The organism is Bradyrhizobium sp. 197 (genome assembly GCF_023073375.1).
Classification (GTDB): domain Bacteria; phylum Pseudomonadota; class Alphaproteobacteria; order Rhizobiales; family Xanthobacteraceae; genus Bradyrhizobium.
In genome coordinates, this window is the sequence record NZ_JADPJJ010000174.1 from 1 (window position 1) to 13,969 (window position 13,969).

The 13,969-nt window shown below is 64.1% G+C and carries 15 protein-coding genes; 10 read left to right on the forward strand and 5 right to left on the reverse strand.

All coding sequences use genetic code 11. The features are described from left to right. Positions 1–95: 95 nt before the first annotated feature. Positions 96–1,658, reverse strand: coding sequence for a hypothetical protein (locus tag IVB27_RS38015; RefSeq protein ID WP_247447723.1), 1,563 nt, complete (start codon positions 1,656–1,658; stop codon positions 96–98). 174 nt (positions 1,659–1,832) lie between these two features. On the opposite strand from IVB27_RS38015, the gene IVB27_RS38020 reads away from it, so the two are divergent. Next, positions 1,833–2,801, forward strand: a complete 969-nt coding sequence (locus IVB27_RS38020) for a phosphatase PAP2 family protein (RefSeq protein WP_247447724.1) — start codon at positions 1,833–1,835, stop codon at positions 2,799–2,801. Positions 2,802–2,839: 38 nt separating this feature from the next. Here IVB27_RS38020 and IVB27_RS38025 read toward each other — a convergent pair whose 3' ends face one another. The 4 genes from IVB27_RS38025 to ku all read right to left on the reverse strand — a co-directional run bounded on the left by IVB27_RS38025 (position 2,840) and on the right by ku (position 4,832). Continuing rightward, positions 2,840–3,004 carry a Flp family type IVb pilin gene (locus IVB27_RS38025; RefSeq protein ID WP_247349953.1) on the reverse strand — a complete coding sequence of 55 codons (165 nt, stop codon included), beginning with the start codon at positions 3,002–3,004 and terminating at the stop codon, positions 2,840–2,842. A gap of 191 nt (positions 3,005–3,195) precedes the next feature. After that, entirely contained in the window at positions 3,196–3,378 is a 183-nt protein-coding gene (locus IVB27_RS38030; RefSeq protein WP_247447725.1) for a hypothetical protein, read from the reverse strand. 174 nt (positions 3,379–3,552) lie between these two features. Next, a complete protein-coding gene (locus tag IVB27_RS38035) occupies positions 3,553–3,789 on the reverse strand; it encodes a hypothetical protein (RefSeq protein WP_247447726.1) in 237 nt (78 codons plus the stop codon). Positions 3,790–3,848: 59 nt separating this feature from the next. Next, on the reverse strand, positions 3,849–4,832 hold the full coding sequence (gene ku, locus IVB27_RS38040; protein ID WP_247447727.1) for a non-homologous end joining protein Ku: 984 nt from the start codon (positions 4,830–4,832) through the stop codon (positions 3,849–3,851). A 236-nt stretch (positions 4,833–5,068) separates the two neighbouring features. On the opposite strand from ku, the gene IVB27_RS38045 reads away from it, so the two are divergent. The 9 genes from IVB27_RS38045 to IVB27_RS38085 all read left to right on the forward strand — a co-directional run bounded on the left by IVB27_RS38045 (position 5,069) and on the right by IVB27_RS38085 (position 13,809). Beyond that, on the forward strand, positions 5,069–5,224 hold the full coding sequence (locus IVB27_RS38045; RefSeq protein ID WP_247447728.1) for a hypothetical protein: 156 nt from the start codon (positions 5,069–5,071) through the stop codon (positions 5,222–5,224). 228 nt (positions 5,225–5,452) lie between these two features. Next, the gene (locus tag IVB27_RS38050) at positions 5,453–6,124 is read left to right on the forward strand and encodes a response regulator transcription factor (RefSeq protein WP_247349962.1); all 672 of its coding nucleotides are present in this window, start codon (positions 5,453–5,455) and stop codon (positions 6,122–6,124) included. Positions 6,125–6,245: 121 nt separating this feature from the next. After that, entirely contained in the window at positions 6,246–7,622 is a 1,377-nt protein-coding gene (locus IVB27_RS38055; RefSeq protein ID WP_247447729.1) for an ATP-binding protein, read from the forward strand. Between the two features lie 159 nt (positions 7,623–7,781). Continuing rightward, entirely contained in the window at positions 7,782–9,179 is a 1,398-nt protein-coding gene (locus IVB27_RS38060; protein ID WP_247447734.1) for a hypothetical protein, read from the forward strand. Between the two features lie 100 nt (positions 9,180–9,279). Beyond that, positions 9,280–9,549 (forward strand): hypothetical protein, encoded by a 270-nt coding sequence (locus IVB27_RS38065; protein WP_247350265.1) that lies wholly within the window; start codon positions 9,280–9,282, stop codon positions 9,547–9,549. Between the two features lie 131 nt (positions 9,550–9,680). Further along, positions 9,681–10,796, forward strand: coding sequence for a c-type cytochrome biogenesis protein CcmI (ccmI, locus tag IVB27_RS38070; protein WP_247447730.1), 1,116 nt, complete (start codon positions 9,681–9,683; stop codon positions 10,794–10,796). A gap of 37 nt (positions 10,797–10,833) precedes the next feature. Further along, positions 10,834–11,343, forward strand: a complete 510-nt coding sequence (gene ccmE / locus IVB27_RS38075) for a cytochrome c maturation protein CcmE (protein WP_247447731.1) — start codon at positions 10,834–10,836, stop codon at positions 11,341–11,343. Next, positions 11,340–13,322, forward strand: a complete 1,983-nt coding sequence (locus IVB27_RS38080; RefSeq protein WP_247447732.1) for a heme lyase CcmF/NrfE family subunit — start codon at positions 11,340–11,342, stop codon at positions 13,320–13,322. Before ccmE ends, IVB27_RS38080 begins: the two co-directional genes overlap by 4 nt. 4 nt (positions 13,323–13,326) lie before the next feature. After that, complete coding sequence (locus tag IVB27_RS38085) at positions 13,327–13,809, forward strand: cytochrome c-type biogenesis protein (RefSeq protein WP_247447733.1); 483 nt, start codon at positions 13,327–13,329, stop codon at positions 13,807–13,809. The last annotated feature ends 160 nt before the right edge of the window (positions 13,810–13,969 follow it).

Here is a 13,969-nt window from a genome sequence, read left to right on the forward strand (position 1 = left end):
ATCTTCGCCCATTGGGCGTCAGTCAAAACGAATCGGTCCATCCCAAGCTTGAATCACAACCAAGCCCCGATGAGAATCCTGAATCCCAACAGACCCTAGGACCTGCGGCGGATCTTGTAGAGGACAAATCGCTCGGAGGCGTCCAGCGCTTCCAGCAGGTCTGGCAGCGGGTTTGGAGCCGGCGGTCCAAGGACATAGAGATAGTCGTAATCCTGCTGCCAGGTGCGGACGAACGGCGGGACCTCCGTCGGCGGCTGGCTTGCCGCAATCGCGGTCAGCATGGCTAACGGCACCGGCCCTCCGTAGGGAATGGCAAGACGGCGCACGGCCTCGCGTGGTCGCACGGGTTGCTTGCCCGCTTCCGTGAATAGATTTGGCACGAATGCGTTGGCATAGTGCACGGCCAGTGTCGGCGCATAATACATGGGATACGAGGTGAGGTCGGCAAAGGGCGGGTCTCCCTTGTCGACCGTGCTGGCGACGAGGATGCGTGAGCCGCGATCAATCTTGTGGAACGACTCGACGATGGCCGCATAGTCGGTGCGGTAAGGCAACCACACCGCGAAGACCACGGCGAGATTGATCAATGTGATGCCGCTGATCGCGGCGAGTGCAGCCATTCGCCATGTCCGACTGGGCAGCGACAGCGAGCAGAAGGCAGGCAGGATCAGAGCTGCCGCGGGGATCACGCGGAGGTCGACGAACGAGGTCCCGAACAGCTTTGAGGGAATGACGACGAACAGCAGCGCAAAGCCGATCGCGAGCCAGATCCCGGCTGGCTCGAGCTTGAGGACGCCGCGTCTTGCGGCGAACAGCAGCGAGATCATCAGCGTCAGCCCGGTCGTCGCCGCGACCGTCAAATTGTAGCCGTTCATGATCCGCAACGGCCAGATCGGCTTGAATTCGAGGACCCAGCTCGTACCTTCGCTTCCGATCGATCCCGCGGTCATGCGCATGATCCCAAACAGAACAAGCGCCGGCAGAGCCAACGCGCCGAGCCGCGCGGCGGCGACCCGGTACGATGTTCGCCGATCGCAAATGCGCGAGAGCTCGTAAAGGCCAAGCGTCGCGCCGTAGATGCCGAGGGAGAAGAAGTGCGCCGCAAACAGCGCCGCGACGAAGACCATGTTGACGACGAAACGCAGTGGCCATCGGCGTTCGGCCAGCATCAGATAAACGGCGATGCCACAGAGAGCGAGGCCCAGTCCGAACTCGAAATTGACGAAGCCCCAGCTGAACGGCAGACAGTAAAGGAAGGCGAGCGCCGCAAAGCCGGCGAGATGGACGCGTCCCTTCCGGGCGCATTCGAGCAGAAGCGCGCCCCCGACGATCAATAATTGGCTCAGGAGCAGAAACAGCCGCGTGGCGTTCTCGACACTGATCAGCCGCGCCATCTGCGGGACTAGCAGATCCATTCCCAGGTTGGGATAGAAGGCCCAGGCCACCTCGTAATGCGGATTGGCGTCGGGGGTGCCGTTCTGGCTCAGAATGTACATGCGGGCGAGGTGATTGGGATAATCGACCATCGCGGGAATGGGGGTCAGCAGCACAGGAAGGAACGAGGCGACCGCCAGCACGGCAAAAACGACCAAAGTCACGGACCGGTCCAGGCCAGGGGGAACCGGGATTTTCAAGATTGGCCTATCGGAAGACACCATGTCGGGCCGCTGGGGTTTGAGCCTGCGCTCGACGATGGCGCAACTGCACGACACAACGCCATACTGCGATGCTCGCAAAAATCAACTTAGGGTCACCGCATTAACGGAGGCGCAATTTTGCCCCGCTAGCGTGACAAGAGAGCCGTGACGAACAGGCCGGCGATCGGATGCCCCATGACGGACACGCTGAGCCCGGCTGATATCCACCTCGACCGGGCGAAGCAGGCCGATCGTGTCGTCTGGATCGCGATCGGCGCCACGGCCGGCGCCGTGTTGATCGCGTCGACGCTCGGGCCCTTCCAAATCGAATGGCTTTCATTCCGGAAGGCCGCCCTCGTTGCCGGTCTGCTCATCTTGATGAGCTGGTTCTACGCAACCATCAGGAGGGACGCGGCTCTTGCCGGCGCGCTGATCAGCACCGCCCAGATCATTGCGTTTGCGGCGGTGGCAGCGCCTCTGTCGTATGTCGCGGCAGGCGCGGCATTTCCGCTATGGGACGGCGACCTCGCCGCACTGGATCAGCGCGTCGGCTTTGACTGGGTGGCGTGGCTTGCCGCGATGAACGCTGCGCCGCTTCTGCATCGAATACTGGCGACTGCGTATGCGAGCTTTACCGTGCAGACGACGGCCGTCGTCGTCTTACTGGCTGCGACAGGGCACGCCCTGCGATTGCGCATCTTCATGCTGAGCTTCGTGCTGACGACGCTTCTGACGATCGGCGTTTCTAGTCTGATGCCGGCGCAGGGAGTTTGGGGTTACTTGCATCTGTCGATAGTTGATTCTCCCGCCATCGTACCGGTGACGCGAGATCTACCCCTTCCCGTATTCTTTGGATTGCGAGACGGGACTTTCCGCCATCTGGTGGCGGAGGGGGCCGAAGGAATCATCAGCTTTCCGAGCTTGCATGCGGCGCTTGGACTTCTGTTCCTGCTGGCGCTTTGGCCGGTCAGATATTTCGGCTGGATCGCCGCGTTGCTCAATGTTGCGATGATTGCGGCGACCCCGGTGGACGGAAGCCATTACTTTTGCGATGTGGCCGCAGGTCTGGCAGTCGCGCTCCTGAGCTGGATCGCGGTTCAGCGTGCTCTCACCGCGGGAGAGCGAATGGAAGCCGGTCGCCAGTTGCATTTGCGCCCGTCTTAGCCCGCACTGCCGGAATTGTGGAGCGCCGGCGATGCCGGTTACTTCACCGCCGCGTCGATCGAGTTGAACTTGCCGCTCAGCAGTGCGCTGCCCGTATTGTTCACGGCCGTGATGATCGCGAGCGCGATGCCGACGGCGATCAGGCAATACTCGATGGCGGTGGCACCATTTTCGTCGGCAAGAAATGACCTGATCACAGTCATCGTCAACTCCTGTTCATCCGTCCAACGTAGGCTGGTGCCGTTATCGGAATGGTAAAGTGATTCATTAATTTTTTGTGGGCGCGTCAAAACGCAGGTCGGATGGTCCTCACCTGCGGTTTGTATGGTGTCATCGATTGACTTAAGGTTCCGTCACCCAATTCAGGCGCATTTGCCGAGGTCGTCGTCCCGTCTCAGGACGAGATCGGGCGTTCCGGCGCGGCCTTGCCAGGGCGTTTCAGCACCGCAGCAAGGCGTCCGGCCAGATAGCTCACCACGCGCGGCTGCGCCCGCGCGCAGTTGCCGGCGAGGCTCTCTTCCTCGGCCGTGTCGTTCACGAGCCCGATGTAGTTCTTTCTGGCGTCCTGCTGCTGCACGAGCCTGCAAACCCCGGGTTCAATCGAGGGGTGACCATGCTGCGCTGAGCGGGAACCGGCGGTTAATTTTATCGTCCGTAGGATTACGTGCCGCCCCCGCGACCGCAGGCAGGCGCTGAAAGCACTGGCTCGGCTTAACGGATTGTTGAGCCTGTTCTTGAGCGGGCGCCCGGCTCACTCGCGCCGACCGTCCGCATTCAGCGCCCGCAACATTGCGATGCGGGCGAACATCGTCCAGCCGCCGCCGGTCTCGGCCGCGCTGATCAGAGTTTCGATCGCGGTCTGCCAATGGCTCGCGTGCTGCGTATCCGCGGGCAGTCCCATGATGTGATCGGCAGCCTCTTGCAACGTCCGCAGCTTGCGCCCGCCTCGTAACGAGATGGGGTCGTCGAACGCTGTCGACCAGGGCATGTCAGGTCGGCCGGTCGGCGAGGGGAAGCATCACGGCGAGGTCGAGAGCTGCGATGCTGCTAGCCGGCCTTCTTCGCTCGCGTCGGCGCGCGCACCGGCTTGTCGGCCTTTTTGGGAGCGGCTTTCGCTGCGGCGTCCTTGCCACCCTTGCCGGCGATCGGCAGCAGCATTTCGCGCTGGCCTTCGACGCGCTTCTTCGGCTTCTTGCCCTTGGTGGTGTCCTTGGTGGTGTCCTTGGCCGTCTTCGCCGCGGGGCTTGCGTCCTTCTCGTTCGCGATGCTCTTCTTCAGGGCGTCCATCAGGTTGATGACGTTGCCGCCGGTCTTCGGCGCGGCCTTCGCGGTGATGGGCGCGCCGCTGCGCTTCTTGTTGATGAGATCGATCAGCGCGGTCTCGTAATGGTCCTCGAACAGCTCGGGCTCGAACGCGCCAGACTTCTTCTCGACGATGTGCTTTGCAAGGTCGAGCATGTCCTTGGTCAGCTTCACGTCCTGGATGTCGTCGAAATAGTCCTTCTCGCCGCGGACCTCGTAGGGATAGCGCAGCAGCGTCCCCATCAGGCCGCTATCGAGCGGCTCCAGCGCGATGATGTGCTCGCGGTTGGTCAGCACCACGCGGCCGATCGCGACCTTGTCCATGCTGCGGATGGTCTCGCGGATCACCGCAAAGGCGTCGTGGCCGACCTTGCCGTCAGGCACGAGATAATAGGGGCGGATCAGATAGCGGCTGTCGATGTCGGTCTTCGGCACGAACTCGTCGATCTCGATGGTGTGCGTGGAGTCCAGCGCGATCTCGTCGAGCTCGTCCTTGGTGACCTCGATATAGGTGTCGGTGTCGACCTTGTAGCCCTTGACGATGTCCTCGGAGGTCACCTCGTCACCAGTCTCGGCGTCGACCTTGAGGTACTTGATCCGGTGGCCGGTCCTGCGATTGATCTGGTTGAACGAGACCTTCTCGGTATCCGACGTGGCCGGATAGAGCGCGACCGGGCAGGTCACGAGCGAGAGGCGCAAAAAACCCTTCCAATTGGCACGGGGGGCCATGGGCTACTCCAAACGCAACGGGGACAGAAGACGAAGATACCATCGGGGAACAACGAATCATAGCAAGCCGGATAGCGGAATCTTGCAACTGCGTTAACCGGCCGCCCGGCGCACGGTTGCAGCCTGATCCCGCCGTAAAAACCGGAACATCATATCCAATCACGCGTTACCACGGGACATCACGTTGCGAGGAGGTCGCGGCCATCCGACGCGACAGCCAGAGATTTGAGGTCACCATGGCAACCACGCGAGACCAACGTCAGATCGTTGAAACTGCGACCGAGGCCCGTCAGGGCGAACCCGGGCCGTCAGTGGCCGCGCTGCTCGCCATCTCGACTGGGCTCGCGATCCTGATCCTTGCCGTCGTCTGGTTCGTGTTCTTCCGGACCTGACCGGCACATCGACCGGACGGTTCGTACCTTCCGACTCACCGCGTAACGCGGCACATTGCGCCCGCCATGCCCCGTTCGTCCGGTGGCCCGGCGGGCGCAGTGCGTTGGCCGCGAACAGGTCGTATATGACCAAAAAGTAACGCGGCCGGTTCCCCGCGTTCATATTCAGTTCACGCCGGAATTGCTCATCTCTGCTGGTGTTCATGCGGCCTAATTCTGGAGAGAAGCGTGCGCCTGCTCGTCGTTGAGGACGACCCCGATCTCAATCGCCAGCTCACCAAGGCGCTGACCGACGCCGGCTATGTCGTCGATCGCGCCTTCGACGGAGAGGAGGGGCATTATCTCGGTGACAACGAGCCCTACGACGCCGTGGTGCTCGACATCGGCCTGCCGAAGAAGGACGGCATTTCGGTGCTGGAAGCCTGGCGGCGCAACGGCCGCACCATGCCGGTCCTGATCCTCACCGCACGCGACCGCTGGAGCGACAAGGTCCAGGGCTTCGATGCCGGCGCCGACGACTATGTCGCAAAGCCGTTCCACCTGGAGGAGGTGCTGGCACGCATCCGCGCGCTGCTGCGCCGCTCCACCGGCCATGCCCAGAGCGAGCTGAGCTGTGGCCCCGTCACGCTCGACACCAGGACCGGCCGGGTCAGCGTATCTGGCAATCCCATCAAGATGACCTCGCACGAATATCGGCTTCTGGCCTACCTGATGCACCATTCCGGGCGCGTCGTGTCCCGCACCGAACTGGTCGAGCATCTCTACGACCAGGACTTCGACCGCGACTCCAACACCATCGAGGTCTTCGTCGGCCGCATCCGCAAGAAGCTCGACGTCGACATCATCCAGACCGTCCGTGGCCTCGGCTATCTCCTGACCCCGCCGGCCCCCGGCGCTTGAAGCGTGTTGTCTCGAAGTATCTTGTCTGGAAGTATCTTGTCTTGACGGGCGGCCCGGCGCGGGCCTTGGTCGGGTCATGAGTTCCGATGCCATGCCGCCCCGCGCCTCCGGGATCATTCAGATGCCCGCCAGCTCGCTTGCGAACCGCCTGTTCCTGTCGGCGACCGCGTGGCTCGTGGTGATCCTGGCCATAACCGGCGTGGTGCTGTCGTCGGTCTACAAGAACGCCACCGAGCGCGCCTTCGACCGCCGGCTCAATCTCTATCTGCGCACGCTGATCGCCGAGGTCGCCACCCCGGACGAACCGCCGGACCGCCAGTTCCAGTCGCTCGGCGAGCCGCTGTTCGACCTGCCGCTGTCCGGCTGGTACTGGCAGATCACGCGGACCGGCACCGAAAAGCCGGAGGTGCGCTCCTCCCGCTCGCTCTGGGACAAGAAGCTGCCGAAGCTGGAAGAGCAGGGCACAGAGCTCACCGCCGCCGGCATCCGGATCGCTTATGTCGACGGTCCCGAGGGACAGAACCTGCGCATGGTGGAGCGGCCGGTCGATCTCGGCGCGGACGGCAAATTTCTCGTCAGCGTCGCCGGTGATGACACCGAGATTTTCGACGAGACGCGCAGTTTCGATTACTATCTCGGCGGCACCTTCACCGCGCTTGGCATCGTGCTGCTGCTGACCACCGTGTTCCAGGTCCGCTTCGGCCTCGCGCCGCTCAAGCGCATCTCGGAATCCATCGCCGACATTCGCTCGGGGCGGGCGGAGCGGCTCGAGGGCGAATTCCCGGTCGAGATCGCGCCGCTGGCGCGCGAGACCAACGCGCTGATTGACGCCAATCGCGAAATCGTCGAGCGCGCACGCACCCATGTCGGCAATCTCGCCCACGCCATCAAGACGCCGCTCTCGGTCATCGTCAACGAGGCCGGCGCGCATGCCATCGATCCGTTCGCGACCAAGGTGATGGAGCAGGCGAACGTGATGCGCGACCAGCTCGCCCATCATCTGGAGCGCGCGCGCATCGCGGCGCGGGTCTCGGTCGTCGGAACAGTGACCGAGGTTGCCCCCGCCATCGAGGCGCTGCGGCGGACCATGGAGAAGATCCACCGCGACCGCAGCATCGTGGTCGAGGCCGAGACCGATCCGTCGGCGAAATTTCGCGGCGAGCGGCAGGATCTGGAGGAAATGGTCGGCAATCTCGTCGACAACGCCTGCAAATGGGCGGCCTCGCGGGTCTTCATCGAAGTTCTGGTGGAGACGCTGCACCAAGCGGGCGCCGGTCCGCGGCTGCGTATCATCGTCGACGACGACGGCCGCGGCCTGTCGGAGGCCGAGCGCGCCAAGGTCTCGCGACGCGGCCAGCGGCTTGACGAGTCCAAGCCCGGATCGGGGTTGGGGCTGTCGATCGTGACCGACCTCGCCGCGCTCTACGGCGGCAGCCTCTCGCTCGGCGGGGCGCCGACCGGGGGCTTGCGGGCTGAGCTGGTCTTGCCCGGAATATAATCCTTTGTTCCCATGGGCTTATTCGCCGCAATCGACACCCACCCGAAGGGGACTGCTGGGATTCGGAGCCACTTGCTAAACGGCTTCTTAAGTGGGACCTCCTAAGATCGCGCCCGGACGCATCCCATGTCCGCCATTTACCGTGCATTACCCGGGCGCATGAGCCAGACATCGATCGAGCGGCTGAGGGAATATCTCGCGCAGCTCCCGCCGCAGGCGCAGGCGCTGCTGATGCGGGAGTTCGAGCGTGCGCTGGAGCGTGGCCAGGACACGGCTGTGGCGACCCTCGTGCTTGACCAGCTGCGCAAGGTCGTCCGCAAGACCGAAGCCGACGAGGCCCTGCCGCCGCGCACGGACGATCTGTCGCGGCCGCTGTTCCAGGTGCTGGAACCATTCCTCGTCGAAGCGGGTACCCCGATCCGGGTCGGGCAGGTCCGCCGTTCCTCGCTGGCTCCGATCTGGCAATGGCTCGGCCGCGACGGTGCTCCAGACAAGCTGAACGAATTCGAGGCGGCGCTGGCGCGCATGCCGGCCGACAGTGGGCAGGTCGAAGCGCTGGCCTCGAAGCTCCAGGCGGTCGCCGCGGAGGCCATCTTCGAGCTGACGGGGCCCGGCGGCGGTGACAAGTCGCGTGCGCTCGCCCGCGTTGGGCCCCCCAACGTGATCGAGGACCTCTATTCGATCGGGGCGGTACTCGCGGTTCGCGAGGCCGTCGCCACCCTGAACGAGAAGCTGCCGCGCGCCCTGCGCGCCTTCGGCGATGCGCAGATCGTCTCGGTGACTTCAGCGCTCAACATTCCCGTCCTTCAGACGCCGCAGATGCTGCCCTTCGCGCTGTCGATCGTCATGCAGCGGATGACCGCGCCGTGGCAGATCATCCGCCTCGCCATCAAGATTGCCGCCTCCGACGACGAGATCCGCGTCGCGGCAACGCCCTATGGCGTCGCCGTCACGATCGCGCTGCATGATCTGTCCTGTGTCGCCGCGATCCTGCGCATGGACATCAAGCGCAGCCGTTTCGAGAACGTCGCCGGCAATCTCAAGACGCTGCACGACGGCGTACGCGGTCTGCGCACCGAGCTCGACCTCCGCAACGATTCCGCCTGGGGCAAGCAGTTGACCTCGATCCGGGCCGACATTTCCAACGCGCTGCAATCCGAGATCGACAGCGTTCCCGGCCGCGTCCGCCGCATCCTGCGCCAGCGCGCCGAGAAGGACATTCCGCCGGGCGCGCGGATCGACAGCACCGAGGTCGAGGAAACCGTGGCGCTGATCGATTTTGTCGCGACCTGCCGCAATTATGCGAGCGAGCTTGCGATCAACGAGGTGACACTGCGCACCTATTCCGACCTCCAGCAATATGTCGAGCGTTCGACCGAGCAGCTGGTGCAGTCGCTGCGCGGGGCCGATCACAAGGTTCGCACCTATCGGCAGCAGCAGGTGCAGGCTGCGATCCGCTTCTGCCAGGTGCTGTTCGGCGATGATTATGCCTCGCTGATGAGCCGCGCCGCGGAGAACGCGGCCACGGGCGAGCGTAAATCGTCGCGCGCGAGCTGATTCGGGCGTATCTTTCAGTGATCACAATTTGTGGTTGACGATGCCGGTGACGGGCCCTACGGTCCCCGTGCAAGTTTTTGGAATTTCTATCTGTGGGCGCATGAAATCCCTTATCAGCTCTATCGAAATCGAGAATCGCGTCATCGTTGCCAAGTATCAAAGATTGATGGTCGGCGCGAAGGTAGTGCTGGTCGAGAAGGCAAGCGGTCGGCAGCTGCCTGAGACCCTCACCAGGGTTGCATCGCCGGTTCCCGTCGGGGCGTTGCGCATCAGATTGCCCGACGCCATCGAGCCGGGAACATACTTCCTGAAGGCCTTCAATGGGCACGGCGAGGATGCCGCTCAAAGCGTGGACTTCGAGATCGGCTAAGCCGTTGGATTCTCACCGTTTCGGGACTGTGCGCGGTCGCGTCAAATTGACAATTGTCAATTGCCGCATCGTCCGGCCGTGGTGTAAAGCCACGGGTGGGCGCGGCTCGCGCGCTGCCGGAAGCTTGCCAGATGACGCTATGGTTCGTGTTCGCGCTGATGACGGTCGCGGCGATTTTCGCCGTGCTTCTGCCGCTCGGCCGTAGCGGACACGCGCAAAATCAAGGCAGCGAGGTCGTGGTCTACAAGGACCAACTGGCCGAGATCGACCGTGATCTTGCCGCGGGGCTGATCGCAGCGCCCGAGGCCGAAGCCGCGCGCGTCGAGGTTAGCCGCAGGCTGCTCGCCGCGGCCGGCAGTGAGCCCGCACTAGCGCCGAAATCCAACCTCAAATGGCGCCGCGCGGCGGCCGTGCTGGCGCTTGCCGGCCTGCCGCTGGTTGCGATCGGCGTCTACATGCCGCTCGGCTCGCCCAGGCTTCAGGATTTTCCGCTGGCACAGCGGGAGCGCGGATCCGGGTCCGGCATGGCGCAGTCGCTTGAGAATCTGGTCGTGCAGGTCGAGCAACATCTGGAAAAGAATCCGACCGACGGGCGTGGCTGGAACGTGATCGCGCCCGTGCTGGAGCGGCTTGGTCGCTTCGACGACGCGGTGCGCGCCTATCGCAACTCGCTCACCTACAATGGCGAGAGCGCGGAGCGCCGGTCCGATCTCGGCGAAGCGATGTCGGCCGCGGCCGGTGGCGTCGTGACCGCCGAAGCCAAGACCGAGTTCGAGCGCGCGCGCGCGCTCAGCGCCGACGATCCCAAGGCGAACTATTTCCTCGGTCTCGCCGCCGAGCAGGACGGCCGCAAGGACGATGCCGCCAATATCTGGCGCGCACTGCTGGCGAAAGCGCCCGCGGATGCGCCGTGGCGCTCACTCGTGCAGACCTCGCTCGCGCGGGTCGGCGGCGGTGGCGCGACGATGCCGGCGCTGTCGGATGAGACCCTTGCAGCCTCCAAGGACATGAAGGAGGGTGATCGCAACGCCATGGTTCGCGGTATGGTCGAACGGCTCGCCACGCGCCTCAGGCAGAACGGCGACGACGTCGAGGGTTGGCTGCGGCTGGTGCGCGCGTATCTCGTGATGGGCGACCGCGACAAGGCGGTGGGCGCATCAACCGATGCCCGCCAGGCGGTTGCCAACGATACAGCGCGGCTGCGCCAGCTCAATGAAGGCCTCAAGACACTCGGGCTCGACGGATGACGACGTCAGGGCGAGACGAGCAGGGAACGGATAAGCCATGACGCGCAAGCAGCGACGTATGACCATCATCGGCAGCTCGCTCGCCGTGCTCGCGCTCGCGGCCGCGCTGGTGCTCAACGCATTGCGCGACTCCATCGTGTTCTTCTCGACGCCGACCATGGTCGCCGAAAAGCACGTCGCGCCCGGCAAGCGGTTTCGCCTCGGCGGCCTGGTGCAGCCCGGCTCGCTCCAGCGCGGCGACAATCTCGCAGTGACCTTCGAGGTCGCCGACGGCGGCGCCAAGCTTCCGGTCGCCTTCAAGGGCATTTTGCCCGACCTGTTCCGCGAAGGGCAGGGCGTCGTCGCCGAAGGCGCGCTCGACGCCGATGGCGTGTTCAAGGCCGACACCGTGCTCGCCAAGCACGACGAGACCTACATGCCCAAGGACGTCGCCGATGCCCTGAAGAAGCAGGGGCACTGGAAGGATGATTATGACGCCAAAGCTTCTGATAGCGTAAAGCCTGCGGCTACGACGGCGCAGGGCAACTCGCAGGGAGCTGTGCGGTGATTGCGGAAGCCGGACATTACGCGCTGGTGCTGGCGCTCGGACTGGCACTGATCCAGTCCATCGTGCCCCTGATCGGGGCTCGCCTGCGCGATGATGCGCTGATGAATGTGGCGCGCTCCACCGCGCTGGCGCAGCTTCTGTTCGTCGGTGCGTCATTCATCGCGCTGGTGATGCTGCACGTGGACTCGGACTTCTCCGTCGTCAACGTCTACGAGAATTCCCACTCCATGAAGCCGCTGCTCTACAAGATCACCGGCGTGTGGGGAAACCATGAAGGCTCGATGCTCTTGTGGGTGTCGATCCTCGCGCTGTTCGGCGGATTGGTCGCAGCCTTCGGCAACAATCTGCCGCTGTCGCTGCGCGCGCATGTGCTGGCCGTGCAGGCGTGGATCGCCAGCGCCTTTTATCTCTTCATCCTGGTGACGTCGAACCCGTTTCTGCGCATCGCCAATCCGCCGATCGAGGGACGCGATCTCAATCCGGTACTTCAGGACATCGGTCTCGCCGTGCATCCGCCGATGCTCTATCTCGGCTATGTCGGCTTCTCAATCTCGTTCTCCTTCGCTGTCGCAGCGTTGCTGGAGGGACGGATCGACGCCGCCTGGGCGCGCTGGGTGCGGCCGTGGACGCTGGTCGCCTGGATCTTCCTGACGCTCGGCATCGCCATGGGCTCGTACTGGGCCTATTACGAACTGGGCTGGGGCGGCTGGTGGTTTTGGGACCCGGTCGAGAACGCCTCGCTGATGCCGTGGCTTGCCGGCACCGCGCTGCTGCATTCGGCTCTGGTGATGGAGAAGCGCAATGCGCTGAAGGTCTGGACCATCCTCCTGTCGATCCTGACCTTCTCGCTGTCGCTGCTCGGCACCTTCCTGGTGCGCTCGGGCGTCATCACCTCGGTGCATGCCTTTGCGACCGATCCAACCCGCGGCGTGTTCATTCTGCTGATCCTCTGCCTGTTCATCGGCGGCAGCCTGTCGCTGTTTGCGGGGCGCGCGACGTCGTTGAAGCAGGGCGGCCTGTTTGCGCCGATCTCGCGCGAGGGCGCGCTGGTACTGAACAATCTGCTGCTCACGGTCGCCTGCGCGGTGGTGTTGTTCGGCACGCTCTATCCGCTGGCGATGGAGATGCTCGCCGATTTCAAGATGTCGGTCGGTGCTCCCTTCTACAACCTCACCTTCGCTCCGCTGTTCACGCTGCTGCTGCTCGCCGTGCCGTTCGGGCCGATGCTGGCGTGGAAACGCGGCGATCTGCTCGGCGTGACGCAACGGCTGCTCGCGGCCGGCGTTGCCGGGCTCGTCGCCGTCGCCATGGTCTGGGGCTGGGCGCGCGGCGGCAGCGCGCTGGCGCCATTGGCAATCGGACTTGGCGTCTTCGTCATTGCCGGTGCCGCGACGGATCTGGCCGAACGAACCGGCTTGTTTCGCCTGCCGTTCGCGACGACGCTGCATCGTGCCCGGGGTCTGCCGCGCTCGGCCTGGGGCTCGATGTTCGCGCATGCTGGCCTCGGCGTCGCGTTGATCGGAATCGTCTGCGAGACCACCTGGAACAGCGAATATATCGCGACCATGAAGCAGAACGACGTCGCCCATGTCGGCGGCTATGACGTCAAGCTTGACGGCCTGTTTCAGCGTCAAGGGCCGAACTTCCACGAGATGATCGCCGAATTCAACGTCAGCCGTGACGGCGAGAAGCTCAGCGTGATGACGCCGTCCAAGCGCAGCTTCACCACCCGCGGCTCGTCGACCACTGAGGCCGCGCTGCTGACGCGTGGCGCAAGCCAGCTCTACGTCTCTCTCGGAGACGCCAACGCCGAGGGCGCCATCGCCGTGCGCATCTATCACAAGCCATTGGTGCTATTGATCTGGTGGGGACCGGTGCTGATGGCGTTCGGCGGCATGCTGTCGCTGTCCGACCGGCGCCTGCGGGTCGGCGCGCCAAGCCCGGCGCGGGCCAAGCAGCGCCTGCAGCCGGCGGAGTGATCCGATGCGCCGGATGATGGTTGCGTTCGTCGCCCTGATGCTGCTGGCCTTGCCTGCGGCGCACGCCGTGCAGCCCGACGAGATCATGTCGGATCCTGCGAAGGAGTCGCGCGCGCGCGACTTGTCGCGCGAGCTGCGCTGCATGGTCTGTCAGAACCAGTCGATCGACGATTCCGATGCGCCGCTCGCGCGCGATTTGCGGCTCCTGGTGCGCGAGCGCATCGCCGCCGGCGACAGCAATTCGCAAGTGCTCGATTTTTTGGTCGCGCGCTACGGCGAGTTCGTGCTGCTCAAGCCGCGCTTCGAGCGCAACACCATGCTGTTGTGGCTGCTCGCGCCGCTGCTGCTGATGGGCGGCGGCCTGGTGCTGTGGCTGCAAATCCGCCGGCGCTCGCGAACTGGCGCAGACGTCCCAGCTCCGCCGCTCACGCCCGACGAGGAAGCGCGGCTGGCCGCATTGATGTCCGACGAAGCCTCATCGCCCTAGTTGCGTCGCTTCGCGCATCAAGCCGACACTCCGAATCGCGTTCTTGGAACTTCGTTAAGTTGTCGTCCGTGAAGAACGCTAATTTCAGACCGGATTGATCGTCGGCCCCACGAAGAGAGCGCTGAGGATTTGGCGCAACAAAATCCTCAGCCAGCGGATC